Below are 25,842 nucleotides of genomic sequence, written 5' to 3' on the forward strand. Positions count from 1 at the left end.
CCTGCGCGCGGCAGGCTTTCTTTTTTATTTCTTGGCTTTATGGACTTTCAGTTTTTTGCCTTTGACCGTCGTATTTTTCATGATGTCAAGAACGTGCGGGCCTTTGCCGTTCAGAATTTCGACGTACGATGCGTTGTCCAAAATCGTGATAATCCCGATATCATCGGCTGAAACGCCGTCGATTTTCGCAATCGTTCCGACAAAATCGACCGCTCTGAGTTTTTTCTTTTTCCCGCCGTTAAAGTACAGCTTCATGATGTCTTTGTTTAACTGTTCGCTTTTGTCTGTTTTGACATCGGGGCGGGCGTTCAGTTTTTCCGAAAAAGCCGCTTTCCGTTCCGCTGTTTCTTTCTCGGACGGCGCCTCCCGCTTTTGGATGCGGAAACCGATATATGTCTCAATGTCATTCAGGAACCGCGATTCAGAAGGCGTCACAAACGTAACGGCCAGTCCGCGGTGTCCGGCGCGCCCCGTTCGGCCGGTGCGGTGCACATAGCTTTCTTTTTCAAGCGGAATATCATAATTGATGACGAGGCTGATGTTTTCAATATCAATTCCTCTGGCGGCAACATCGGTCGCAATGAGATAGCGGAACTCGCCGCGCTTGAATTCATTCATGACGTCAAAGCGGTCTTCCTGCACCATGCCGCCGTGAATTTTATCGCAAGGGTAGCCCAGCCTGTCCAGCTCATCGGTTAACTGAATGACCCTTTCTTTTGTCCGGCAGAATATAATGCAGCTGTCCGGGTTTTCGGTGATCAGGACATCACGCAGCAAAGATGTTTTGTCCTCTTCTTCTGTTCTGGTGACAAAATGCTCAATGTCTTTCGTCGTCAGGCCTTCCGCTTTTACTTCAATCAATTCAGGGTCTTTCATATATGTGCGGCTCAGCTTCTCGACGTCATCCGGCAGCGTCGCTGAAAACAGCATGGTGACTCTGTTTTTCGGCAGATGCTGAATGATGGCTTCCACCTGTTCAATAAATCCCATATTCAGCATTTCATCCGCTTCGTCAATCACCACATACGCCAGCCGTTCAAGCGGCAGCGTCCCTTTTTCTATATGATCAAGCACACGCCCCGGCGTTCCGGCAACGACGTGGCTTTTTTGCTTCAGTTCGGTTTTCTGTTTGTCAAAAGAAGCTTTTCCGAAAACCGCCGTGGCTTTTATCCGTTTGAAACGGCCGATATTCGTGATATCTTCTTTAATCTGCGCCGCAAGCTCGCGGGTCGGCGTTAAAATCAGCGCCTGCGGTTTGTTTTCCTCCCATTCCGCAAGCTCGCAGATCGGAATGCCGAAAGCTGCGGTTTTGCCGCTGCCCGTCTGCGATTTGACGACGAGGTCTTTTTTTTGCAGCGCGGCGGGGATGACGCGCCGCTGCACTTCAGTCGGCTCGGTGTATTGCAAGCCATTCAGCGCCCGTCGGATCTCGGGGCTGATCGCATATTCATTAAACTCATTCATGACTAAACTCCTTCTCTGTCCGGCTCCCCTCATTATACGCGAAATGCCGCCGCTTTACCCTGACGTTTTGCCGGGCCATTCGGGGGACTGCTTTTTCCTCATGTCGAGCACGACCCATTTGGCGCAATAAAAGCTCATACTTCCTTCCCCGTCATCGACATAGTAGCGGATCGATTCCCAGCCGCCGTCGACCGGGCTGATATCCAGATGGATGTCGGTGATGCTTTCAAGATCATCCAGCCGGGCAGACCTCACATCCTCAAACCGCAGCACGGCATCATACTGCCCATCAGTCAGCTTCAGCTCAAACACCGGGATTTTATCATAATACTCGTTATACCCGGTATAGAACGTAAACTCCTTCAATTCAAAACAACCCGGCGAATCCGGCCCCAGCAGAACTGCTTTCTCATGTTTGTGCCATTCCATTTTGTGCCTCCTTACTTAACACCTTCTTCTCTGCTGCTTCATATTGACGGCAGTAAAAGCGGAACGTTTGGTTCTCCCACTCCTCCACGAGAAAATGCTGTCCATCATCGCCGTCAGCAGGATCAATTGCTACAATGCCTGAGCTAGCCGTTTGACTCTCCATTTTTTTTATTTGAACGGAAGAAACGTCTTTGCATGTGAGCCTTACACGAATGAGATGATGTTCATACTCGGAGGAAAATGCCAGCTCAATTACAGAAATCTCTCGTCCCCGAAGGAGGCGGAATTCTAAAAGCTCCTGAATCAGCCACTTATTCTTTTTCATTTTCTATAAATTCTCCTATAGAAGCGGCATACAACTCAACATCGGCAGTCTCATGATCCCACAGATAAACAGTCTCCTCCATTACGCTGTCCGTCTTTTTCAAGCACAGCTTATCCCCGGTTCCGTTGTCGGCAATTACGATCAAATCGTCAGGCATGTTCTCTTCTCTGCATACACTGTTTTGCCTGATCACATCATCCCAGGTTTTCTGTAAGCGGCTTTGTTCACGGATAGCGAAAAAAATCCACTCTCCGATCTCCGCAGGGTTCTTTTTATGAAGCAGCCGTTTATACGCTTTCGGAAAAGACGCTCTCAAGCTTTTTTCCGCAGCCCTGAACTCTTCTTCTGTCATCCTGTTATTCCTCCTCCGTAAAAACATGAGATTCATTCGCAAGCGGTCTTCACTTTTGAAATAAGACAGGAGCGTTTCTTTCTATCGCCCTTATTAGCGGTGAGCCAAAAACCGTAATGGTTTGCTGCCGCGGATCCCCTAGCAGCCCCCACTGGAAGTCCTGATGAATAAAGAAACAATAGTCTCCGTTTGGAATAACGGAGACCAGCCATTCACCGAATTCATCTTTATCAATTGGCGCATGAGGATTAAATAGATAACATTCATGCTGCCAGTCCAGCGCATACATAGACTCTTGCTTTAACGTACAAGATTGAAATGCCTTTAGTATCTGCATCTCTGCATCTTCCAGAAAACCGATACCATTGAATCCTTGAGATACATCAAAGACCTGAAACGGCTTTGGAGGTTTTATAGAAGCAAATATACTGCCCGGTTTCCATTTCACTGCGCGATTCACCCTGCGCCACAAGCACTCTGTCTCCTCTTCACTCAAACCATGCCAATTCATGTATTTCTGCCTCCCGCAGTTCAAACGTTTCACCTCTGCTCTTCCTTTTTCAAAAGCCGCCTGTCAGCTTAGTAAGTAAAGCCGGTTGCTCTCATCAATCCCCGCAGCCGTATCTTGATACGCAGTCACTCGCGTAATCTTTAACCAGTCAAAATAGCCGAATTCCACGTGAAACCGATTCATATCATCAGGTTGTTCCAGAACAGCCATTAAGATAAATTCATCGTGATGATGATGCGCCAAACTTTTGAGCATTTCCCAACCTTCTTCAGACAAGACCCAGTGGAATTCCTCGAATAGATAATAATGTTTTCGTTGTTTAAATACTTGTTCGGGCAACGTTTTGTCTTCATGAAATAAGGAATATATTTGAGATTGAAAGACTGCCGATTCCTTTGTGTTCTTTATAAAAAAGGGATGCATCTTGTACCTCTTTTCGGCGGTTTACACACAAGCTCACAGCCGTATTCTGTGTGAAATAAACAGACAGAAAATGAGAAGGACGGCTCCACTAAAATAAAGCTGTTAGAAAGCAGCCGGCCTTCAAAATCTATAAAATCCATGAGACAGTGCAGATGACTTGCACAATCCTTCAGCGCACATTTGATAGCACCGACTTCATTACTATACGGATGAAACAGATAAACAATATCATTCATCCGTTCAACCCCCGTATCCGCAATGTTTTCTAAAATAAGCGATATGGCTGTCTCCTTGTCGCTTATATCAACTTCACGCACTGCACTTGGGAAAGAATTCGATAATATAGTCTCAAATATCTGCCTGCTTTGTTCTGCCTCAGCTAATTGATAAACAAACCCTGATTCTTCACAAGATCTTAGCGAGGCACGCACCTGTTTCATTAAAAAATGCCTCTTGTTTTCCTCAAGCTTGTCAATTAACTTTTCTCTCATCACTGAACACTTCCTTACAGGATATTTTCATTCTGCCGGCATGTATGCTACATAGAAGTAATTAATACTTCACCAGATATAAATCGTTATCACTAAAGATAAACATGCGGTCCTGTACGGCTCTGTACGTTGTTTCTCCTTTTCTATCAATACCGTGTATCATGACGTCAGTCTCTGATAAGCCTTTGTTCTCTTCATGAAATGCAAATAGGGTATCCTCGTGACTCTGAATCAGCAGCACCCTTTTTTTCGAAACGGATAGCTGATCACAATAGGAGTATTGATCGCCGTCCAGCACATATTCTGCAACAGTACGAATTCTGTCCCGTCCAATCTGATAATGCCCGATGATACAGCAATCCTCTCCCTCGAAACATACATACAAATCAGATTTGATCGATTGTACGGCATAGCATTCATGCATCATTTCTTTAAAATCGTCTTCAAAATAAAACGTTCTGTCTTCTGCATGAAAAGCAAATATCGCTTTTCCTTGAGGATTTCTCTCATCATACATACCCTCGTCCGTTAATCCGATCCATAGTAATCCATCCTCACCCAGAAGAAATACATTAGCGCTTAATAGAAAAGAACAAATCGGATTGATTTTATTACTGTTTACGCAGTATGCAGCCAATTGACACGTATGATTTTCCAGGTAAACGATCACGATAGTGTCATCATACGAATCAACCAGATAGAAATGGGCATCTTCAGAAAATCCGTGTAACTCTTTTTTGATTAAAAGAGAGCTGCCTTTCATAACCTCCAATATTACTTTGTGATCGTGCACCGACACAATAAATACTTGATCATCCCGACCCGCATTGAAATAAATGATGTGCTCTCTTTTATATGACCCAACCCGCTCCGCGATAAGTTCTAACATCAGCAACACTCCATAGATTAAGAATCTGGAATTTATATTAAATTAATCAATGATATATAAATTTGCTGCATCGTATTCAAACCAAATGATTTTTTCATTATTTTCAGTAGTTACATCAACCTTTTGAGTGTTCAGGTTCATGTAGGACTTATTTTTGGCAGGGTTTGCTATTATAACTACAAAGTCATTGATCGATGCTAAAAAATATAATTCATCTAATAAGTGATCTGCCATCAATTGTTCTTTGGTTAGGGCACATTCAATATGAATGAACTTCTTCGAAACAGTATTCATATGTATCATTTTCTTTTCAACCTTCTTCTTCCATTCTTCAATAAAAGAAGGGAATGCCATTACTTCTATTAGAGCTGTTTCGAACTCTAAGTCATTCATTAATTGAGAAAAAGTATCTTTACTCACTAGATCACATGAATAAATCGAATTGTATTTAAGCGGATTAATCACATTCAGATTCCCTATAGCCCTCAATGATTCTTTTTGTAAATTTAAAGGAGTGTTCATGTTTACCTCCGTAAACGGTTTCGTTATGTAAGAAAAGAGAGGCTGGGAACCTCTCTTATTTGTTTATTTATGATTTCGGATGATACGCATAAAATGATTGGTCGTCAAAGCGAACTGTTTCAGCTTCTACAGCAATCAGCATGCTGTTCATGCCAATGAGAAAATTAGCATTTGATTGATACTCCGGAATTACAGCATTTGATAGATTACCGATTCCTTCCGGGTGGTAACTCATCTCAAATACTTGCCAATTGTATTCTTCCGGATCTATTTTTTCTAATCTCATATCACCAATATCTGCACTAAAATAAACAGATGCTGCATTTTGAAAAAGAATGTTATGCGTACATTCGGCTTTATTTTCAACGACCTGAATCTTCAGTGAAAGCTCTTTTTTAAACACATGAAAGTCAAAATGAAGGACAGCGCACCCTCCGTCTATATAATCTACCCATTCATTAATTGTCTTGTACACCGTTTATCTCCCTAATAAAGTTTTGGAGTCTTTGAGATCTGATTTTAAAGTCTTCACGAAAATTTCTAGCTTTTCTTCATTACAGTTCAATTTATAGAAGGTTGTATTTGAATGATTTTCCATAAATCTAATGATAAATCTGTAATGTTCGTTTTCTTTATCAATACTTAGGATAAAAAATGGTTCAATTGTTTCTAAACGTATCCTGTCTTGATTGCCTGCTGATAATGCTTCAATATCTGATATCAGCATTTTATATTCACTTTCTAATAAAACGGCAGAGTAATCGCGGGCGATTGCTTTATTATGTTCCAACAGTTCAAACGTTGTTGAGATAAATGGATCATCCTTCGCCTCATGATACCTTCTCGGTGTTATTTCAAGTTCCAGACAACCGTCTCCGATTTTGGCCATGCTGTCTCCTCGTTCTCTACTTAATAGCTTTAATTTAGTAGTAAATGATTTGAATGACGCTCTGGAATTCAAGCTAAGTTTAAATCGATTGTCACCTTTTACTGTCTCAGTTCTAATCACCTACCCACTTATTATCTATAATTTTTTTTAAAAAGCCTGTTAACCAAAAGATGATCAACAGGCTCATCTATTTTTTATTTAATGCCATTATTTAATAATGTTTATAATATTTTCCTTATGTCTAGATCCTATTCTGATTGTCTCGGAATCTGTTATTTCTATATGATAAAGAACATAATCCAGTAAATCTTTAATAATTGTTTTCTCTGCTAAAGGGGCTCCATTTAATATATCTTTTAACTCAACATCTTTTTCCAATAAGATTATATTTTCATGCGCAATTATTGTATTTTTGTACTCTTCTGCTGAGGTTTTTATAAATGAGATTTTTTTATTAAACAAAGTATTTGTTTTTAAGCTCGCTGAGAATATACAAGTATCACTATCTTTATTTGAAACAGAGTAAGAATACATTGCGTATTGTTTATTTTCCATATTTTTTAATATAACAAATATTAAATCCTCTATTGTTTTATACTCTTTTTCAACCGAATCATAGTCATTGAGAGTTGATATTTCATAAAAATAGTACATTTAATTCTCTCCTTCTATCTTTTATACACTGTAAATCGTATGAGATAGAATAAGTTCCTTCGTCGTATTGGTAGCCTGTTAGCGGTAGCGCTTGTCTTTTACTTCGTCTCAGCGATATGTTATTCCCACGTGTTCCGTGTGTAGTTTGGTTTTTATCATATAAGATAAGAGAGGTTGGTAACCTCTCTAAATCTCTTCTCTAAAAATAACTAAAAGAAGCCATAAATTACTCTTTTAATATTTTTATTATATCTGTAGCTTCTAAAAACAATTGATTTATCTTATCTTGGATTTCTTTTGCTATTTCCTCTTCACTTTCTAAATCTGTTAAATATCCCACTTTCCCCGAAAACAACCTTCTTTCACAAATCCATATATCTAAATGGTCTATACAATAGCCATCTTCATTATCATGAAAGTCGGTACCATCCAAATAAGCTACAGAAAAAAATATTAATGAGTTATAACTATTCTCAAAACAATCTGAGGGCTGTACTTCGTTTCCTATTACTTTTTCGTCTCCGACTCTTCCAAAAGCAGCTTCAATTTTCAATCCCATTTTTCTAAACTTTTCTTGATTGTTTTCTATTTTGTTTAATGCGATTCGTTCAAATTGTTTTTCTATTTGTAAGATTTCTTTTTGTGTAATAGAGTTGAGATTGATTTTTTTCATATTATGTCTCGTTCAGCATTCAAAACATTTACTACTGTCAGTATCTGTACAGTAAGTATCCTTTAACATTAATTGCAAGAATGTAAGGAATCAGTCTTTTACAATTCATTCTTTATGATTTCTTCCATTGACATTCCTGCAAAATATTTATAGAGAATAGATTCTACAGATGAATGTCCAAATATACCTAATGGGTTAGGGATGTCCTTGCCTGTTTTCTCATCTGCCTCTGCTAATTCATCTTCTGATGCAAATGAATCGCCTTCACTTATGAGATATTTACCGTCTTCATATAAAACAAATTTCAATTGAGAATGACTGTTTTTCTCTATTATCTCTTGAGGCATCTTGGATATTACTTTCCAATCTCCTTGCAGAAAACCTGTGTGCCCGGTATTAGCCGCAAATATTTTCTTATTTTCTTCTTTCATTAGACGAATGATTTCTTCTCTGCTAAGTGTATTTTCAGTGAAAATATTATAATACTGAATAAGAATGTCATCGTCTTTATTTTTTGATAGATCACCTTCAATGACCCAAGCATAAGTATACTTCCCGATCTTATCCAAAGGTATTTGAATAACAGCTCCCGGTGTTACTTTAGCTATTGGTTTCACTTTCCTGGTCGTTGGCTTTATTTCTACTATTCGCTTATCAACTAACTCTGTGAAAGAAGAATCTCCATTTGTATTCATTACGGTAACTAAAGTTGCTAAGAATTCTTCTAATATCGGTTCTCTATCCAGCTCCCTCTTATATAATTCACAAAATTTCTCTACAGCATCAAAACATATATCTAAGCCTTCATCACTAAGTAAAACTTTCTTGTTTTTATATTCTTCTTCCCAATATCCCAATAGAACGGCCTTCTTTCTTTTCTATTTCATACCGCTCATTCCCTGAATAATATCGTGTCTGAATTCTGTACGCCCAGAGGTTAAAAAGGTTTCCTTCATCAACTACTCAATATCGTAATCCTCCCACTCCCTCCAGTTATTATTTACATCACCTACATCAACTGAACCTGCGCCTTTTTCAAGATATTGCGCAAATGATTGAAAAGAAATTAATTGGCTTGGATCTGTTAGGTAATCAGGATATTCCCAATCCTCTGTTTCGAATACTCCTTCTGCTTCGCTTTTTAGATCCAGTATATTTAATAGTTTTTTTGGCTTTATCCAAAGCGCCTCTCTAAAAGAAGCATCCTCAAACAAATTCCTGAAATAAGTTTTCCAAGCCCTTTCTTTTGTACTCTTTTGGAATTCATTTCTTTGGTGAATATTTACGCAATAACGAGACTCTTTAATTTCAATTTCCATTACTTCGCTTAATTGTTGAAAATCACTTTCACTATATGTTATTTTCTCACCTGCTTCAGTCTTTAAGGCGAAGTCATCAATTATTATCGATTTGTAGTTGTCTGAAAAACAGTTACTATAGGTATGAATAGCCAGAAAAGGTCCTTTAGAATCTACTTCGAAGCAATGAATTGCCAGTAACCAATTGTCATCATTTAATCTTAATAAGGTACATTTACTCCCAACATAATTAGATTCACGCCATTCAAAAATTGGTCGGTTTAATTCACTAAATTCATCATCTAATAGGCTAAGAATTTCTTTACTTTTAATCAAAATTCATTCTCCTTATTAAATTATTTTTATATTTTATCTTCCACATAATAATTTATTTAATATATAACGGATTATTTCCAATTACTGCATGTCTATAATATCTTCAAAAGTATTGAACAGAATCTGTGTGTGCCCATTTTGGCCACTCTGTGTTACCATCATCATGTTTTTGAATATATGCTATCTCTTGACGGGAAATTGCTTCGGCAATTGATTGAAAGAAAGGAGACAAACTAGGCAAATCTTTTTCTCCTTCTGGATGCATCCATAATTCTGTTGAATACAATTGTTCATACTCCGAAGAGAGACCCGCTATTTCCAGTTGTTCTTGTTTCGTCAGCCAAAGTGTGTCAAGAAATAATCTATTTTTGGTCATATGCCTCAAACATGTAATCCATTCATTCTTTGGGGAAATCTTATCTTTTATTTCCTGCTCAATAAAAAATTGAAATGTTTTCTCTCTAAGAGACACATTGATTTGTTTACTTGTAAAACCCGATTCTATATCTTCCAATTCCAGCAAATTTCCTTTTTCATCTGCAAATAAAAACGGTTCATCATCTAAAAAACTTACTTCATTATTTGTTAATTGATTACCCACCGCATAAAAATCAATAGCTGGTCCCAATCTCGACAATCCAAACAGCTGGAACGTTAAAAGCCAGTTATCTCTTTCAATAAAAATCGAAAGCTTCCCTTTTGCGAAGTCAAAATTCTCATTATCAAGAAACGGAAACTCTTCCTTATTGAATGAATCGTTAAGCAATGCGAGAATGGCTTCTTTTTTTCCACCCAACATCCTCACCTCCGTTGATGTCTTTTTCTCAGAATAGCACTAGTATATCCTCCTTGTTTTCGTGAACAAGTTTGACAATGAGGATATAGCCTTTGTCGCTGGCCTTTCTTCCTTAATTTTGATACTGGTTGGTGATCCGCAATCCAATTTCTGCTTTTAGTTCCAGGGTGCCTTCTACCACAAGTATGACAGCCATATTTATTCCCAATTTTGTTTAATACTCTTCTTTCCTTTTTATTTAACCTGCTACTTGTACTTCTTGCAGGAATTGACCTTCTAGCGTATTTACCAGGTTTTAAATACTTCTTGGCGGCCTTCGCAAATCCCAAAGCCTTCTTAGCACCTTTAAACACTTTCCCGGGCCCAAAGTTCGAAGCCGCTGCCCAGGCTGCACCTCTCCATCCTTTACCTGATTTATAGGCCTTATATCCATCATAGGCTGCAAATCCGGCATTTACTACAAGCCACACCCAATGCCCATCCGGATCGACGTTCATGACTGGGTTGTTGTTTCCGTATGCATACCCATTCTGATCCAGCGAATCGCCGTCACTGCCCGGGTCTGGGTCTAGTGATAAGAACACGCCGTTTCTTGGTTCGTAGTAGCGGGCCATGAGATAGTACAGGCCGGTTTCTTCGTCGTATTGGTAGCCTGCGTAGCGGTAGCGGTTGTCTTTTACTTCGTCGCTCGCTTCGGTTTTTGTCGGATTTCCCCATGCATCGTATTGATATTTGGCAACGGTTTTTCCGGTGCTGTCTGAGATGGCGATGACGTCGCCGTGTGCGTTGTAGTGATAGAAATATTTCTTGCCGTTCTTTGTATAGGATAACAGCTGGCCGCTGTCACCGTACGTGTATGATTTTGTGACGTTGTTGTCTGCGTCTGTTTCATACAGGACATTCAAGCTGTCTCCGTCGTAGAAGTAGTTCGTGACGTTTCCGTTGACGGTTTTTTGGATTCTGTTTCCTTTTTCATCGTATTTGTATGTTGCGAACGGCTTGTCTTCGCCTTTTTTCGTGACGGCGGTCAGGTTGTCTTCCGCGTCCCACGTATATGTGTATTTGCCGTCGGATGTGCGGTTGCCGTTTTTATCGTAGGACAGGTCTTCGTCATTCACCTTCGTCAGCTGGTTCATGATGTTGAAGGATGCGTTGACTGATTTGCTTGCGCCGTCCTTTGTGGTGGTAACATTTGTCCGGTTGCCGAAGCCGTCGTACGTATATTGAATGACGGTGCCGTCTTCATGAGTTTCTTTGACGAGCTGGTTGAGCTTGCCGTATTCGTACTGCACCTTTCCGCCCGCTGAGCTGTCGATGACCGTGCGGTTGCCGTTGGCGTCGTATTCATAGCTTTCCCGGAAGATGCTGCCGCCGTTTTTCGCTCCGATATGAAGAGAGCTGACGAGATTCCGCTCATCATATGAAAAACTCGTGCCGACTTCATTGCCGCTGATGAATGTCTGGACATTGCCGTTTTCATCGTAATCAAATGTATAGGCTGAAGTGCCGTCTTTCATTTCAATCATTTGATCAAGTTTGTTGTACGTAAAGCTGTTTGTTCCTTTTTGGCCGCCGTGGCTCCATGAGAAAGTTTTCAGCTTATCCGAATCAGCCGGATACGTCCAGCTTTGGCTGCCGCCGCGGTCGGTTAATTCGGTCAGGCGGTTTTTGTTGTCAAAGGTGCGTTTTTTCGTTGTATTTTGTTCTTTGTTTGTGACCGACGTTTCATTGCCGTTTTTGTCATAGGTAAAGTTGTATTTTTCAGTGCCGTTATACGCTTTTGACTTAACCCGGTCGGTGCCGTCATAGGTCAGCGACACTTCATTGCCGTTGGCGGAAACGGTTTTCGTCAAGTTGCTGTTGGCGTCATATTCACTCTTCAGTACATTGCCGAGCGGGTCGGTTGTTTTGACGAGCTTGCCTATGACGTCATATTCATATTGATAGGTCTGGTCCGCGCCGGCCCGAATCGTTTTTGTCAGCTCATTTCCTTCCTTGTCATAGCTGTGAAGGATGGATGTGCCGTTTGACAGGGTCAGCTTTGTCAGCTGGTCGGCCTGATCGTATTCGTAGGCGGTTGTTTCGCCTTTCGCGTCGGTTTCAGACATTTTCTTTCCAGTCTCGTCATATGAAGCAGTGCTTGCATACCCTAGTTCGTCTTCTTCTTTTGTGACGTAGTTTCCTTTTTCGTCATAGGTGTTTTTCGTCAGGATGCTTCCTTCGATTAAACGGATATCATCAAACCACGCCGTTCCTGTGGCGCTTTTTTGGAACAGAATGCTGAGTTCGATTTTATTGATCGGCTTTGTTTTCGGAATGACTGCCGCCGCCCGGTTCCATTCCTGTGTCCCCTGCGGGAATTTGGCGGTGTATACGCCCGTCGTGCCGTCCGCATAAGTGACGTCAGCCTGAAGAGCGTAATCATTGTCGTTCGTTAATTTTACGCCGTCAGCCTTGGACATCCCTGTCAGCGTGATATATACCGGCTTATCGTCCGCGCTTTGGCCTAGCGTAACGGTTTGTTTTGCGGCCGCATTGGCTTGTGATGCATTTGTGCGGGACGCTTTTAATGAGCTGTCATCATCGAAGCCTTCATCAAGGTCAGCGGCGGCTCCGCTTGTGCTCCAGCCATCTGTTTTGGCCGTGAAACTGCTGTTTTGCACCGGGTTATAGCTTGAAGAGACTTCGCCTTTTTCCAGCTGAACCTGATCAAACCACGCTTTTCCTTTGCCGTCCTTGTCGTTATGATCCACTTCCATATAGACGATGGCTTTTCCTGCATTGGCCGGTGTTGTAAAGGTGATCTGCCGTTTCGTCCAGTCATTCTTTCCGGCTAATGCGCCTGATTCATTGTGAATCCATTGAATGCGTTTTTGGTCTTTGTCACGCAGATCAATGTTGAAATACGCTCTCGCCTTCGTCAGATCCGTTTTGATCTGGCCGCTGAGTGTATACGTCGTATTCGGCTCCAGCTGCACTTCCTGCGTTGCGGACGCATGGCCGTGCTCTGTTCCGGCTGAAGCGGATTGTGACGAGATCTCCAATGCTTTTTGTCCGGACAGCGCGCCGCTTCTTCCTTTGACAGACGCGATGCTTCCGCTGTCTCTCGTAGCAGTGAGATTCCAGCCAAGCTTTGTTCCTTCAAAGCTGCCGTCTTTCAGCAGGCTCGCCGAAGCTGCCAGCTCTTTGCTTGATTGAATGAGATTTCCGTACTTGTCATACACGGCGGCGGATGAGGATTTTCCGCTTTGATCCGTCTCAGAAACGGCATCAAGTCCGTCGTACGCAATATCAGTGATGTTCCCCTCGGTATCCTTCATTTTCGTTACGTCATTGTTTTTGTTGTACTGATACGTTTCGGTGCCGTAGTTGTCTTTTACGGCTGTGACGTTGCCGTCTTTATCATATTGATAGCTTTCTGTCGCTTTGCCCGCATCCGCGTCGTTCGGGTCGGTGTCCTGAATGACGTTGTTGCCTTCGTATACAGTGTTGGTCGTGATTTTCAGCCCTTCGGCATCATCGATCATCTGAATCGGGTTGCCCGCCTCGTTATAGCCGTACTGCACTTTGCGGCCGTTCGGCTGCGTCATGAGCAGCGTTTTTTTGTCCGCGTCATAGCTGTAGTCGTACGTTTCTTTTTTCGCATTGACGGCTTTGGCCAAACGGTGGCCGCTGTATTGGTATTCAGTGAACAGCGGTTTGTCATCCGTGCTGTTTGCGGAATACTGCTTGACGAGGCGCCCTTCGGCATCATAGTCGTAGCTTGTGACGCTGCCGTCAGTATCCGTCACCTTTTTGAGAAGGTCTTTGTCATATGAATATGAAATCTTTTTGTTTTTCGGCCCTGTAAGAGATGTGACATGGCCGTTTTCATCATAGGTAAATGTCAGCTTGCGCCCTGATGCGTCTGTTATGGCGGTCAGCTGATTACTGTCGTTATATTCGTATACGGTTGTGTTGTTGTGTCCGTCGACGATTTTTTGGAGCTTGCCGCCTTTTTTGCTGAAATAAGCGTTCGTCTGATCTTTTGTTTTTAATACAAATTGATCGCTTGTTTCCGTCAGTTCGAGATAAACGCCCGTCGGCGGCTGATACGTGCCGTCAGATTTTTTCGTGAAGACATGTGTTGTCGCGTCCTCATCAATATAAACGGCTCTGCCGTCTTCAGAAAGGATCGACGTTTCCGCATCGGCATACCAGCCTTGGCCGAACATATGGTCAGAGCTGTCAAGGCTGTTGAAGGTCCGGGAGAGTCCGAGCCCCGGTCCGCGTCCGTCGATTGACATATCTTCCTCATTGACGATGACATTTCCCGTCGCGCCGTTCAGCTGTCCGTCCGGAATGTCGATAATAGACCAGAATTCTTCCGTTCCGAGGAATTCCGCCCCTTCATGGAAAACAGGGTTAAAAGGTGCCGTCGGTATGCTGTCACCGTTTGCGTCATAGGCGGTCAGCGTGAAGGAATAGTTCTTCTTCCCTTTGTAATTGCCGTTTGCGTTTTCGTAAACAGGTGAAGGGTCAAGCGCCAGTTCGCCGCCCTTTCCGTCCGTGTGAAGCTGGAATCTTCCCGCTTTCACTTCATCGGCTGACGGCCAGATGCGTTTGTTTTGGGTCGTCCAATGATCGGTATCCCCGACATCGAATGATTGATAGTCTGCTCCGTTGTAGATGTTGATTTTGTAGCCTTTGGCGTTTTTGACTTTATCCCATATGAGATTGACATAACCCGTTTGGCTCGATTTCGTGTTCGTATAGACATAGCCTGTCAGGTTTTTCGGCTTTGCGATATCAGGCAGCGCCGGACTCGCTTCCGGTGAGGCGATCGCTTCTCCGTCTTTGTTATAAGCAATGACTTTAAATCCGTAGGTTTTCCGGTTCGCATCTCCGCCGGCGTTTTTATAAACGGGGCCCGGGTTGATCGGCAATTCCGCGCCTTTTTTGTCTTTCAGGTGAAGCGCATATTTTCCGGCGCTGATTTCCGCCTTTGTCGGCCAGATGTTTTGATCTTTTGTGGACCAGGATGTTTTATTTCCGAGGTCAAGCGTTTCAAAGCTTTTGCCGTTAAAGACTTGCATTTTATACCCGGCTGCGCCTGATACGGCTTTCCAGGAAAGATCAAACCAGCCTGTGGCGTTGTTGTTATTAAAGCCTTTCGTGCTTGGTTTCTGAACTCTTCCGATATTCGGAATGACGGGTTTGGCGGCCGCAGACATGGCGCCTTCTCCCTGGTCAAACACCGCGCTGACCGCGACCCAGTAATTTTTACTTGCCTGATAGCTGCCGCCGGCGTTTTTATAGACCGGCGAAGGATTAAGCGCTAATTCAGTTCCGCCTTTTCCGTCTGTATGCAGCTTATATTTGCCGGAGTCGATTTCCGCTTTTGTCGGCCAGATGTTTTTTCCTTTTGTGCTCCAAGAGGTTGCATTGCCGACCGGAATGGCCTGGTATTCTTTCCCGTTATAGAGCCAGACTTTATAGCTTTTGGCGCCTTCAGCTTTTTTCCAGCTGATATTGAAAAATCCTGTCGAATCTCCGTTATGATACGCTTTGACAGACGGCGTGTCCGCCTTCGGAATTGTGTATGTCACTTCAATGTATGGTTTTTTAGCAGAGTTTGCTGATGACATCAGCTTCTTCCAATATTCTTTTCCGTTGCCGTTTGCGTGAAGCTTAAAGCCGTAATTGGCGCCGTCGCTGTTCCACGACTTGACTGCGGAGGTGACATCGAAGCTTGCCCATTGGCCTTTATAGACCTCGGCTTTGCCGATGTTTTTGGAGCCCGGCTTGTTCTTCCACGTAATCTTGGCATTGTCGTAATTGCTGTTAACGGTGTCGAGCCAAAGCCCCGTCGCTTTTGATCCGTAATAGGAGTGGGCTGTGTACGCTTTAAGCGTCGCTTTCGTCACCGTCATGTTTTTGATCGGCTTTAGATTATCAAACTTCATAAAAGCGTAGTTCGTTCCGGTTGTGCCGTCATAATATCCAGTTTTCAGCACGTACGCTTTCAATCCGGCGTCCCATTTCTGCGATGCGGCAGAGTAGTTTGTCGTCGGGTACGCGCTCATGACAAAGGTATCGGATGACACAGATACTGATGTTGAAGGGTCAATAGATACCGGATAAACCCGCTTGGGATCTTTCAGCCATTTTTCATCGGCCGTTACATGGAGCAAGTAGCCTTCACTGTTTTTTTCAAGCTTGAAGCTGACATCTTCTGACCTGCTGACTTCACCTGACTTTTCGTCGAGATCTGAGTCGGTCATAAAGGGCTTCGGCACGGTGTAGACGACATTGTCTTTATCATCAGAAAACGCGATCGAGCCGTCTTCCTGTTCTTTAGCCTGAAGGTCGGTTTTGATTTGAAAGGTGAAGGAATTGTAGCCTTCATATTTGTGAAGCACAAGGTCTTCTTTTATGTTTTCGTTAAATGTGTAGGTTTGTAAATCAATAGCAGGAAACACTTGCTGATACGTAAGCTCGTTGCTGTCTTCCTTGACTTTTGCTGAGGCATCTGTCGGAGTGATTGCAGCCTGATCGGGGCCTTTTGCGCCGGTTAATGAGTATGTGAGCTTATGATCATCATGTTCAAATGTAGCGTATAATCCGTTTTTCATTTGCTTCAGAAAATCGCAATTCAGCACTGTATTTTCCGTTCCGACTTCCTTTGAGCCGGTTTTCAATTCAGGAGAAACGTCTTCCCAGTCCGCATTGGCGGTTTCTTTCGTATGTATGGGGTCTGTGTAGATTTCCTGTTTGTACACACCCTCGCCTTCATAGTAAAGCTTTGAATTCTCAGTTCTTTCTGACGTGATCTCACCGTCTTGATTGATATCTTTTTGATCAAAAGGCATCTGCTCAGATGCTTTTTCCGCCGGAAGATCTTTTTCCGGGTCTACGGCCGGAATGGCGGCGGTTTTCGCTTGATCTTGTTTTTCACGCGTTTCTGCCGCAAACACATCGGCAGGCGCAATGGAAATCATCAGCGTTGCCGCAAGAGTGCCGGCCAGCCATTTTTTCCACTTGTTCTTTTTTCCTATTTTCATAGGTTCTCCTCCTTCTTTTGTAATATAGGCTTAACAATAGTAATATTATTGAAATTGTTTATCAATATTTTCCTAGGTATTTAAGGTTATTTTAAGGATTATAGGGATTTTGAACCTTTTATTCATATAAAAAAACCGCCGGCTGCCGGCGGTTTTTCGTATTATGGATAGCGGAGATTTGTATTTTGCGCTCCCGCGTAAGATTGGGCGAAGTTTTTGGCGTCCTGGGCTGAAAGGGTTCCATAGCTGTAATTTGATCTCGGATTCCAGCCGGTGCGCGGTGATTTCGGGGCTTTGAGCGACGGGAATGAACCGGTGTCGGTGAATTGGGCCGTCCCGTAGTCGTCTATCATTCCGCCTTTTTCATTTCCGTTACCGAAATAGTTGGCTTCTGAGAAGACAGTCGCGTTTGTATGAATGGTGAATCCTAAATTGAAATTGGTCACATAGTTGTTTTTCGCGTGAAAATAGCCGTATCTCATCAGGCCCGGTGAACGCACATAGACGTTATTAAAATAGTTGTTGGTGATCGTCATATGCGGATAGCCGATATAATTGCGTCCTTCGTTATCATCATTCGGATAACCGAGAATCAGGCCGTACAGATGGTCTGTGAATTTAGAGTTAGACAGCGTCACAAAATCCGCTTTGGCGCCGACATACAGAAGCTTTCCCAAATCACTGTGGCTGTTCGGATTGTAGCTGTGTCCTTCAAACCACACGTGGTCAATCCAGTAATTCTGTCCGTTCGCTATGTACATCGGAATGTCGTTGTTGCCTGTAATGGCGGCACTATGGCTGATAATGAGATTTTTGAAAATCACATTGTTTGAGCCGGATCCGGTGGTCAGATAGATGTTGGTCAGCCTGTGGCTGGTATAAGAGCCGACGATGGTTTTATTGGCACCGACTGTCACAACGGCTTTACCCGGGGAAGAAATATCACTTGTGATGACGATGGTTTTGCGGTCCGTTCCGCCCGCATTGTTTTTCAGATCATTAAGATTACTGACGTAGACGACGGGGCCGCCCTGGCCTCCCGATACGGCGGATTTTGCTTTTCCGTTATGATCCTTCGCATTGCCCGCGAATCCGGTAAGTCCCTGCATCACATCCGGATAAGCCGCTGCCGCTTCTGCCTGCTTTGATGCGGAACATACGATGGCCAGACAAAGCGCAAATCCGAGTGCAGCCAAGAAAGCGAGATGACGCGTCTTTTTTATCATGCCCTTCACTCCTTTAATTTCCTAAATTGTAAACACAAGAAGTATTATACAATTACCATCCTCTTTTTCCATGATCTGTTTGTCTGCTTTTTCGTTATGGCTGAAAAGCCCCAAAATAAAAAAAGCAGCCGGTACGGCCGCCTATATACGGGTGCTGTCTGCCTGAGTTTCCGCCGGCACGGCTTTTTGCTTTCGAATCAGAGACAGCGCCATTCCCGCAAAAATCAATACAATCCCCAAAGATTGATAAAGGTCGGGGCGAAATCCCGTAAATACGGTGTCAAGCACAATCGCCACCGCCGGATCAAGAAATACGATGATTGAAATAAACCGGGTGGATAAAAACCGCAAGCTGTCAAAAAAGAGCAAATACACAATTCCCGTATGAATGATACCGGTCGACACAATCATGATCCAGTTCACATGCGACAAATCAGAAAAAGCGCCGAAACGGACGAACGGAAGAAGAATGATAACGCCCAATCCGGTCTGCAAGCAGGTGACGGCGTATGGGCTGAGGCTGTTGATGCCTTTCCCGGCCAGTGTCGTAAAAGCATAAAAAAGGGCGGCCAGCACGGCCCAAATAATACCCGATCCCATCAGCTGAGAAAATGATGTACTCCCGTTAATGCCGGAAATCAGGGCGGTGCCCAGAAAACAAATCACGATGGAAGTGACGGACACAATATGCAGTTTCTCCCGGTATATAAGGCTCCCCAGGAGAAGGACGAGAACCGGAGCCAGATGATAAACGGAAATCGCTATCGTCACTGATGTCTCCTCAAATGATTTAAATAAAAACACCCAGTTCAGCACGAGAAAAAATCCGCAGGCCAGTGTCTGCAGCACCTCACGCCGGTTCCATTGTTCGGTGCGGTATCGTCCGGAACCAAACCAGCAAACGCCCAGAAACAATGAGGCGCACAGACATCTCACAAAGACCAGTTCAATTGAAGGCACATTCGTATGTTCTGAGAAAAAGCCGATTGATCCGAAAATGACCATGGAAATGACCATTTTGATGACGGCATTTGATGTTTGTTCAGCTTGCATTGATTCGCTTCCCCCATATCATTGACTGTTTATTCAGACAAATACTAACAGCCATTTTACTTGATTCAGAGGAAGATTTCACCCTATTCTTCGAAAGCCGGCGTTCTTTTCTCATAAAAAAAACCCCGCATCAGCAGGGTCTTCTGTTTAATGAACGATCAGTACAGGACAAGGAGACAATTGTGAGACCTTATGGCTCACGCTTCCGAGCATCATTTCTTTAAATCCGCTGATTCCGCGGCTTCCGACGACAATCAGATTGAAATGCTGTTCTTTCGCTATGTTTAAAATTTGATGCGCAGGTTCGCCTTGGACGTACAGGCTTTCCGCGTTTACTCCGCTTTCTGCCGCTTTCTGCTTGGCATCTTCCAGAATGGCCGCTCCTTTTTGCTCGACTTCATGTTTGATGTCTTCAATGAAGTTTTCCGGAACATAGACAATCCCTGTTAAGGCTGATGTGGAGACAACGGCTTCACGTCCCGCATAGAGAATGGTGAGTTCAGCCTGCTGTTCTTTCGCCAGATGGATCGCTGCGTCCAGGGCTTTATTGCTCATGTCTGAACCGTCTACTGCTGCAAGAATTTTTTTAAACATATGAATCCCGCCTTTCTGCTTTTATTGTCCTCCTCTCTTTGCTGAATGTCAATTTTGCCGGCTTTCTCCGGAACATTGCGCTTACAGACTTTCTCCGTTTGTGGCGATGACGTCTTTATACCAATAAAAACTTTTCTTTTTCTTTCTTTCAAACGTGCCTTTTCCGTCATTGCCGCGGTCGACATAGATATAGCCGTAGCGTTTTTTCATTTCTGCCGTTGAGGCGCTGACGAGGTCAATCGGCCCCCACGACGTGTAGCCGATCAGGTCGACGCCGTCTTCAATCGCCTCTCTTGCCTCTATTAAATGATCACGCAGATAATTGATGCGGTAGTCATCCTGAATGGTTCCGTCCTCCTCCGGCTGATCAACCGCGCCGAGTCCGTTTTCGACGATGAAGAGCGGTTTCTGATAACGGTCGTACAGCGTGTTTAAGGTGATGCGCAAGCCCTTCGGATCAATCTGCCAGCCCCATTCGGAAGATTTCAGGTACGGGTTTTTCACGCCGCCGAGAAGATTTCCCTTAGATTGCGCCAGATCCTCAGGCGCCGTGCTGGCCGTCATCGACATGTAGTAGCTGAAGCCGATGTAATCCACCGTATGTTCTTTCAGAAGCGCCTCGTCTCCTTCCTTCATCTCGATCGTAATTCCGTTTTCTTTAAAGAAGCGTTTCATGTAGCCCGGATAGCTGCCCCTCGCCTGTACATCAGAAAAGAACAGCGTGCTCCGCTCTTTTTGCAAAGCCGCATATACATCCTCCGGCTTCGGCGTCATCGGATACGTCGTCGTCGCGGCGATCATGCAGCCGATCTGTGAATCCGGGATGATCTCATGACCGGCTTTTACCGCCAGCGCGCTCGCCACAAATTGATGGTGGGCCGCTTGGTACATCGTGTTTTGTTTATTTTCGCCTTCCCGGAATATAAGACCGCCGCCAGTAAACGGAGCGTGAAGAACGACGTTGATCTCATTGAAGGTCATCCAATATTTCACCTTGTCTTTATAACGGGTGAAAACCGTGCCGGCGTACCGCTCATAGAAATCGACCATCCGGCGGTTTCTCCAGCCGCCGTAGTTTTTCACAAGACCGAGCGGCATCTCATAGTGAGAAATCGTGACAACCGGTTCGATCTGATGTTTTCTCAATTCGTCAAACAAACGGTCGTAAAATTGCAGCCCTTCTTCGTTCGGTTCTGTTTCATCACCGTTTGGAAAGATTCTCGTCCACGCAATGGAGGTGCGGAACGCTTTAAAGCCCATCTCCGCAAACAGGGCGATATCCTCTTGATAGCGGTGATAAAAATCAATCGCGTCGTGATACAGATTCAGCGCATCGTCTGTCTCATGAAACGGAGACATAATGCCATCCGGGGAGACATCCGCCGTAGAAAGTCCTTTGCCTCCTTCTTTATAAGCTCCTTCAATCTGATTGGCAGCCGTTGCGCCGCCCCATAAAAAACCTTCCGGAAATCTCTTCATGTTTTCTCCACCTTTTTTTCAGGATAACGCCAGAAGCGCTTCGTTCGGTTTGACCATTCCGCTTTTTTTCACGTCTGTAAATGAATATTGATCCGTATTCGTAATGATGACCGGCGTGATTACGTCAAAACCGGCAGCCTTTATCTCGTCGATATCAAAAGTAATCAGCAGATCTCCCGGCGCGACAGTATCGCCTTCTTTGACGTGCATCTCAAAATGCCTGCCATCCAGCCGGACGGTATCAAGCCCGATATGAATGAGAACCTCGGCTCCCCGGGTGCTCGTAATGCCGATGGCGTGCTTTGTTTTAAATACGGCTGTCACCCTCCCTTCTACGGGAGAAACCGCCGCGCCCTCTTCAGGCAGAATCGCAAAACCTTTTCCCATCATTCCGCCGGAAAAGACGCTGTCGTTCACTTCGCTTAATGCTTTCACTTCGCCTTTAATCGGGCTGTGAATGATTTCTCCGCCTGCCGTCACCCCCGGCGCTTCAGACGCTTTGCCCCGTTCGGACTGTACATCCTCAAACCCGATCAGCAATGCCGCCGCAATACCGGCCGCAAACGAGATAAAAAGCCCGATCAGCGCGTATAGAAATGTCGGCCCGATAAAGACCGGAATGCTCGGCAGACCGGCGTTTCCGCCGACAATGTAGGAAGCGACGCCCGTTACACCGTAAAAAGCTCCGCCTGCCGCGCCGCCGATTAAAGCAGCCGCGAACGGTTTTTTCAATCTCATGTTGACGCCGTACATCGCGGGTTCGGTAATGCCCATCAATGCCGTAATGCCCGTTGTAAACGCCAGCGATTTGAAGGTTTTGTTTTTTGATTTTAAGAAAACCGCAAATGACGCGCCGGCCTGCCCCATATTCGCCAAAAACATCGCAGGCAGAATGTAATCATGTCCGTTTTGAGCGATGTTATTGATCATGATCGGCACAAGGGCATAATGCATCCCCGTCATAATAATGAGCGAAAATGTGCCGGCAAGCAGAATCATCGCGGCAATACCCGCATGATTGAACAAATCATTGACGCCGACAGACAGGTAATTCCCGAGAATCGCGCCGAGCGGGCCGACTGTGATCAAGGTGACAGGGACGACGATCACAAGCGTAAGCATCGGAACGGCAATCAATTTCAAAGATGAAGGCGTGATTCGGTCAATCCCTTTCTCTACATAGGACATCAGCCATATCGCCAGCAAAATCGGGATAACTGTCGATGAATACGTGGCAGCGGTTACAGGAAGACCGATAAAGGAGATGCTTTTTCCTGCCCCAAGCAGGGCCGTTAAATCCGGATGCAGAATCGCACCCGCCACAGCGGCCGCCACGTACGGATTACATCTGAATTTTCTCGCCGCGCTTACCGCAAGCAAAAGCGGCAGAAAATAAAACGCACCGTCACCGACAGCCGTGAGAATGCTGTGAGTCTGGCTCTTCTCCGACAACCAGCCGAATGTCACCGCTAGCGCGACAAGCCCTTTTATCATGCCGGCTCCGGCAATGGCCGGCAGAATCGGTGTAAACACACCGGAAATCACGTCAAACATGGCGCTCAGCACATTTTTCTTCTGCTTCGAAGTTTTGTTTGCGCTTTCATCGTTGAGCCCGCTGTTCTCCATTAAAGCCTGATACACCTTCGGCACATGATTGCCGATAATGATCTGAAATTGCCCGCCACTGATATTTGTCCCCATCACGCCTTCCGTCTGTTCCAGCCCGCTCCGATCTGCTTTCGCATTGTCATACAGATTAAAACGAAGCCGCGTCATGCAATGGATGACACTCTGAACATTCTCCTCGCCGCCGACAAGTTGTAAAATCTCTTTTGATATTTTATGATAGTCCATGAGTATACCTCCTTAAAAATGGGGGAACCGCCGGACGAAAGGTGCCCGCCTTTCTCCGGCTTTTTTTGTTATGAAATCAGCATCACCTCCGAAAAAAGGGTATAAAAAAAACCCAAACTGCACAGCACACGGGGGTCTTCCCCTGTCTGACGCAATTTAGGTTTTGCCTGCGGTTTGCAGTAACAATCCTGGGTGAATGATATTGGGTTGATATGTATACTTTAGCACTGGATTTATTGGGTGTCAACGCTTACATTTAAATATTGCTCCAACTACCATTTAATGCTTTATTTATAAAATAATTTGTTTATTTCTATTATAATCAAAAATCTATTCCATATCCTTATAGAACAATTTAACATTAAGTTTGTCCATAAATCAGCGTGGAGTAAAGAAAGTATAATTTATAACAATAGTCCGTAGCTGTTCTAATCACTACGGACTTATAGCAATTTAAACTTTTAGTCTTCAACAACTTGTAAGAATTCAAAGTTCATTTCGTTAATCAATTCGTTCATAGCTCGAGCATTTGTAGAAGAAGCGTTAAACTTAGGATCTTCTAAATACGAATTTTTTAAAGCATCAGATATATAAGTGAGAAAGTTATCTATTCCAGCTTTTTGTTTTAATCTAGATAGTGAGATACCTTCTTTAATCATTTTGTGAATAACACCAGAAAGTATCATTGCTATAGTTATCTGAAACCTATAACCTTTGCTTGAGACACCATAAATTTCTTTAGAAAAGGGGTGCTCAATCCTTTCTCCAATTACTTCAATTATTTCATTAAATGTATTAAATCTATTTATGATCTCATCATATTCCTTTTGTGATTGTTGTGGATTACGTACTTCTAGTTTAGATTTATGTTTCATATACTCTTCAGCATAAACTGATGATTTCGCGTATCCTGTATTGAGTCCATTTTCAAGTATACTCATTATCACAAAAATATTTTCTTGTATTTTCTTCTTTTTCACCCTATCTGTTGTTGCATTGTAAGCCCTTTGAATCTTACTAGAAACCTTTTTATCATTCATTTTTTGAGCAAATTTATTTACAAAACTATTCAATTTAGAATTATAAACAGCATGCCGTATATCCTGCGGTGTTAATGGCTTAGTACCTTTATTATATCTACTGAAAATCTCCAATTCTAATTCGAGACCAGGGAAATCAGTAAAAACGATAGAGGCAAGTTTGTGCGATAAAATTTTCTCTTTAATTTCAAATTCGCAATCACTAAATTTTTTTCCATTTAACTCCACCATTATATTTAGTCCTGAAAGTTTAAATTGATTTTCTTTAAACCTATGAAATGCTCTCAGTCGATGTTGTCCATCTACTACGTTTAAAACTTTAACTCCCTCATAACGATCATTAGCTAAAAAAACAGGTGGTATTGGTATACCAAGAAGAATTGACTCAATTAAAGAACTTTCGTCAGCAACTGATGCTCTGTAATCTCTCTGATAGTCAGGGGCAATTATAATTGAATCAGTATAATCAAGTTTGAGTTCATCATCTAGCTCTTCCTCTTTATCTAGTTTTTGAAGTTTATATCCATTTGTAATCATAGATATAATATCTTTTATAGCGATATCCTGAGGTTTATAATTTATTTTAGCTAGCAAGTTACTCACCATCCCTTACATATTCTAAAATACTCTTTTTCATTATTATATCTTTTGTAACAGATTCCAATTCTGGATAAAGTGTTGTATAACCTATTCCCATAGAATAAAGAGAGGACAGTATATCTTTTTTGCACTCTCCTTTGATCACTAATCTTCTAATTATATTTTCATCTTTCAAATCTGATAAAGGTTGGCAGTTATCTTGAAAATATACAAAAAGCCCATTTTGTGCGTTAATTCTTTCATTTAACTTTCTAGCTTTGAATGCTATCGGCCCATCAAAATTGTCTAAATTTATTCTTTCACCATTAGAAATATTAATTATATCTGAACGTGATGCAAACTTATAATTCAATTCTAAAGGATTTAGAAACCATACTTCTGCATCACATTCTTCATTTTCATGGAAGGAGTTTTCAACAGCAAACATTAAAGAAACTACATGCGAATGAGTAAAATCTAACAATTTAGTTGGGATACCGTAATGTTGTGCATAAACCATCCACTCATAGTCATCTCTGATATCTATAGGTTGCTTCACATAATTGTGACAATTCACTTTAAACTCATTTAAAAAATATTGAATTGATCCTCTCGAATATTTCCTCTTTTTGTTATTATCCAATCTAAGGGCACCAGGTAACAATTCGTATTCTTTTTCCTGTCCTCTTGATAAAATAAACTCTTTAGGTAGCGCTTCTACAAATTCAGTAAATTGACTTAGCCTTTCAATAGGTTCATCTAACAATATAAATTTCCTCCTATTTTTTAACGTGTCATTTATTTTATGTTGTAGTCTAATAAATTTATCGGCTAACTTTCTTTTTTATTTAGTTGAATATTACGTATCTGTAAAGGTTTAACTATATAAAAAACGAATCTCTTCTTCAGATAATAATAAAGA

Annotated in this window: 23 protein-coding genes and 1 pseudogene; all 24 read right to left on the bottom strand. The window is 42.9% G+C overall.

The genetic code is table 11. From position 1 onward, the window contains the following. Positions 1 to 24: 24 nt before the first annotated feature. The 24 genes and pseudogenes from NYE36_RS19815 to NYE36_RS19930 all read right to left on the bottom strand — a co-directional run bounded on the left by NYE36_RS19815 (position 25) and on the right by NYE36_RS19930 (position 25,686). A complete protein-coding gene (locus tag NYE36_RS19815) occupies positions 25 to 1,464 on the bottom strand; it encodes a DEAD/DEAH box helicase (protein ID WP_033574330.1) in 1,440 nt (479 codons plus the stop codon). A 54-nt stretch (positions 1,465 to 1,518) separates the two neighbouring features. Further along, the gene (locus NYE36_RS19820; protein ID WP_144664750.1) at positions 1,519 to 1,893 is read right to left on the bottom strand and encodes a hypothetical protein; all 375 of its coding nucleotides are present in this window, start codon (positions 1,891 to 1,893) and stop codon (positions 1,519 to 1,521) included. Continuing rightward, positions 1,874 to 2,218, bottom strand: a complete 345-nt coding sequence (locus tag NYE36_RS19825) for a hypothetical protein (RefSeq protein WP_144664751.1) — start codon at positions 2,216 to 2,218, stop codon at positions 1,874 to 1,876. Before NYE36_RS19825 ends, NYE36_RS19820 begins: the two co-directional genes overlap by 20 nt. Continuing rightward, positions 2,205 to 2,570, bottom strand: a complete 366-nt coding sequence (locus NYE36_RS19830) for an SMI1/KNR4 family protein (RefSeq protein ID WP_014306109.1) — start codon at positions 2,568 to 2,570, stop codon at positions 2,205 to 2,207. The genes NYE36_RS19825 and NYE36_RS19830 overlap by 14 nt, the downstream gene beginning before the upstream one ends. Before the next feature lie 49 nt (positions 2,571 to 2,619). Beyond that, a complete protein-coding gene (locus tag NYE36_RS19835) occupies positions 2,620 to 3,081 on the bottom strand; it encodes a DUF2716 domain-containing protein (protein WP_094032026.1) in 462 nt (153 codons plus the stop codon). A gap of 135 nt (positions 3,082 to 3,216) precedes the next feature. Next, positions 3,217 to 3,504: pseudogene (locus tag NYE36_RS19840) on the bottom strand (hypothetical protein); the annotation flags it as partial. After that, complete coding sequence (locus NYE36_RS19845) at positions 3,486 to 3,995, bottom strand: hypothetical protein (RefSeq protein WP_015240874.1); 510 nt, start codon at positions 3,993 to 3,995, stop codon at positions 3,486 to 3,488. The pseudogene NYE36_RS19840 and the gene NYE36_RS19845, both read right to left, overlap by 19 nt. Positions 3,996 to 4,056: 61 nt before the next feature. Next, positions 4,057 to 4,884, bottom strand: a complete 828-nt coding sequence (locus tag NYE36_RS19850) for a hypothetical protein (protein ID WP_032869339.1) — start codon at positions 4,882 to 4,884, stop codon at positions 4,057 to 4,059. A 42-nt stretch (positions 4,885 to 4,926) separates the two neighbouring features. After that, complete coding sequence (locus NYE36_RS19855; RefSeq protein ID WP_063093836.1) at positions 4,927 to 5,406, bottom strand: hypothetical protein; 480 nt, start codon at positions 5,404 to 5,406, stop codon at positions 4,927 to 4,929. A gap of 67 nt (positions 5,407 to 5,473) precedes the next feature. Next, positions 5,474 to 5,881: a hypothetical protein gene (locus tag NYE36_RS19860; RefSeq protein ID WP_032869337.1), complete on the bottom strand. Its 408-nt coding sequence runs from the start codon at positions 5,879 to 5,881 to the stop codon at positions 5,474 to 5,476. 3 nt (positions 5,882 to 5,884) lie between these two features. Next, positions 5,885 to 6,295 carry a hypothetical protein gene (locus NYE36_RS19865; RefSeq protein ID WP_032869335.1) on the bottom strand — a complete coding sequence of 137 codons (411 nt, stop codon included), beginning with the start codon at positions 6,293 to 6,295 and terminating at the stop codon, positions 5,885 to 5,887. A 207-nt stretch (positions 6,296 to 6,502) separates the two neighbouring features. Further along, entirely contained in the window at positions 6,503 to 6,949 is a 447-nt protein-coding gene (locus NYE36_RS19870) for a hypothetical protein (RefSeq protein WP_032869333.1), read from the bottom strand. 226 nt (positions 6,950 to 7,175) lie between these two features. Beyond that, entirely contained in the window at positions 7,176 to 7,622 is a 447-nt protein-coding gene (locus NYE36_RS19875; RefSeq protein ID WP_047936315.1) for a hypothetical protein, read from the bottom strand. 98 nt (positions 7,623 to 7,720) lie between these two features. Beyond that, positions 7,721 to 8,479, bottom strand: a complete 759-nt coding sequence (locus NYE36_RS19880; protein WP_108725236.1) for an Imm26 family immunity protein — start codon at positions 8,477 to 8,479, stop codon at positions 7,721 to 7,723. Positions 8,480 to 8,581: 102 nt separating this feature from the next. Then, positions 8,582 to 9,256, bottom strand: coding sequence for a hypothetical protein (locus NYE36_RS19885; protein ID WP_094032031.1), 675 nt, complete (start codon positions 9,254 to 9,256; stop codon positions 8,582 to 8,584). A gap of 103 nt (positions 9,257 to 9,359) precedes the next feature. After that, positions 9,360 to 10,052, bottom strand: a complete 693-nt coding sequence (locus NYE36_RS19890; RefSeq protein WP_052941795.1) for a hypothetical protein — start codon at positions 10,050 to 10,052, stop codon at positions 9,360 to 9,362. A gap of 5 nt (positions 10,053 to 10,057) precedes the next feature. Further along, a complete protein-coding gene (locus NYE36_RS19895; protein WP_265450974.1) occupies positions 10,058 to 17,095 on the bottom strand; it encodes a DNRLRE domain-containing protein in 7,038 nt (2,345 codons plus the stop codon). A 161-nt stretch (positions 17,096 to 17,256) separates the two neighbouring features. After that, positions 17,257 to 18,321 (bottom strand): pectin lyase, encoded by a 1,065-nt coding sequence (locus NYE36_RS19900; protein WP_020958055.1) that lies wholly within the window; start codon positions 18,319 to 18,321, stop codon positions 17,257 to 17,259. 141 nt (positions 18,322 to 18,462) lie between these two features. After that, positions 18,463 to 19,374 (bottom strand): DMT family transporter, encoded by a 912-nt coding sequence (locus NYE36_RS19905; RefSeq protein ID WP_021494691.1) that lies wholly within the window; start codon positions 19,372 to 19,374, stop codon positions 18,463 to 18,465. A gap of 147 nt (positions 19,375 to 19,521) precedes the next feature. Beyond that, positions 19,522 to 19,968 carry a universal stress protein gene (locus tag NYE36_RS19910; RefSeq protein WP_007407802.1) on the bottom strand — a complete coding sequence of 149 codons (447 nt, stop codon included), beginning with the start codon at positions 19,966 to 19,968 and terminating at the stop codon, positions 19,522 to 19,524. A gap of 81 nt (positions 19,969 to 20,049) precedes the next feature. Then, a complete protein-coding gene (locus tag NYE36_RS19915) occupies positions 20,050 to 21,447 on the bottom strand; it encodes a 6-phospho-beta-glucosidase (RefSeq protein WP_064115237.1) in 1,398 nt (465 codons plus the stop codon). Positions 21,448 to 21,465: 18 nt separating this feature from the next. Beyond that, positions 21,466 to 23,301 (bottom strand): beta-glucoside-specific PTS transporter subunit IIABC, encoded by a 1,836-nt coding sequence (locus NYE36_RS19920; RefSeq protein WP_015418546.1) that lies wholly within the window; start codon positions 23,299 to 23,301, stop codon positions 21,466 to 21,468. A 461-nt stretch (positions 23,302 to 23,762) separates the two neighbouring features. Then, the gene (locus tag NYE36_RS19925) at positions 23,763 to 24,935 is read right to left on the bottom strand and encodes a DUF262 domain-containing protein (protein WP_015418547.1); all 1,173 of its coding nucleotides are present in this window, start codon (positions 24,933 to 24,935) and stop codon (positions 23,763 to 23,765) included. 1 nt (position 24,936) lies between these two features. Continuing rightward, positions 24,937 to 25,686 carry an FRG domain-containing protein gene (locus tag NYE36_RS19930; protein WP_015418548.1) on the bottom strand — a complete coding sequence of 250 codons (750 nt, stop codon included), beginning with the start codon at positions 25,684 to 25,686 and terminating at the stop codon, positions 24,937 to 24,939. Between the last annotated feature and the right edge of the window lie 156 nt (positions 25,687 to 25,842).

The sequence above is a fragment of the Bacillus sp. FSL R5-0593 genome (genome assembly GCF_038603755.1).
Classification (GTDB): domain Bacteria; phylum Bacillota; class Bacilli; order Bacillales; family Bacillaceae; genus Bacillus; species Bacillus velezensis.

Bases quoted from the DNA above. Each gene is read 5' to 3' on its own strand.
- NYE36_RS19820 (WP_144664750.1), bottom strand. From the start codon at position 1,893: ATGGAATGGCACAAACATGAGAAAGCAGTTCTGCTGGGGCCGGATTCG.
- NYE36_RS19900 (WP_020958055.1), bottom strand. From the start codon at position 18,321: ATGATAAAAAAGACGCGTCATCTCGCTTTCTTGGCTGCACTCGGATTT.
- NYE36_RS19825 (WP_144664751.1), bottom strand. From the start codon at position 2,218: ATGAAAAAGAATAAGTGGCTGATTCAGGAGCTTTTAGAATTCCGCCTC.
- NYE36_RS19875 (WP_047936315.1), bottom strand. From the start codon at position 7,622: ATGAAAAAAATCAATCTCAACTCTATTACACAAAAAGAAATCTTACAA.
- NYE36_RS19915 (WP_064115237.1), bottom strand. From the start codon at position 21,447: ATGAAGAGATTTCCGGAAGGTTTTTTATGGGGCGGCGCAACGGCTGCC.
- NYE36_RS19865 (WP_032869335.1), bottom strand. From the start codon at position 6,295: ATGGCCAAAATCGGAGACGGTTGTCTGGAACTTGAAATAACACCGAGA.
- NYE36_RS19905 (WP_021494691.1), bottom strand. From the start codon at position 19,374: ATGCAAGCTGAACAAACATCAAATGCCGTCATCAAAATGGTCATTTCC.
- NYE36_RS19895 (WP_265450974.1), bottom strand. From the start codon at position 17,095: ATGAAAATAGGAAAAAAGAACAAGTGGAAAAAATGGCTGGCCGGCACT.
- NYE36_RS19850 (WP_032869339.1), bottom strand. From the start codon at position 4,884: ATGTTAGAACTTATCGCGGAGCGGGTTGGGTCATATAAAAGAGAGCAC.
- NYE36_RS19815 (WP_033574330.1), bottom strand. From the start codon at position 1,464: ATGAATGAGTTTAATGAATATGCGATCAGCCCCGAGATCCGACGGGCG.
- NYE36_RS19920 (WP_015418546.1), bottom strand. From the start codon at position 23,301: ATGGACTATCATAAAATATCAAAAGAGATTTTACAACTTGTCGGCGGC.
- NYE36_RS19870 (WP_032869333.1), bottom strand. From the start codon at position 6,949: ATGTACTATTTTTATGAAATATCAACTCTCAATGACTATGATTCGGTT.
- NYE36_RS19830 (WP_014306109.1), bottom strand. From the start codon at position 2,570: ATGACAGAAGAAGAGTTCAGGGCTGCGGAAAAAAGCTTGAGAGCGTCT.
- NYE36_RS19835 (WP_094032026.1), bottom strand. From the start codon at position 3,081: ATGAATTGGCATGGTTTGAGTGAAGAGGAGACAGAGTGCTTGTGGCGC.
- NYE36_RS19910 (WP_007407802.1), bottom strand. From the start codon at position 19,968: ATGTTTAAAAAAATTCTTGCAGCAGTAGACGGTTCAGACATGAGCAAT.
- NYE36_RS19855 (WP_063093836.1), bottom strand. From the start codon at position 5,406: ATGAACACTCCTTTAAATTTACAAAAAGAATCATTGAGGGCTATAGGG.
- NYE36_RS19845 (WP_015240874.1), bottom strand. From the start codon at position 3,995: ATGAGAGAAAAGTTAATTGACAAGCTTGAGGAAAACAAGAGGCATTTT.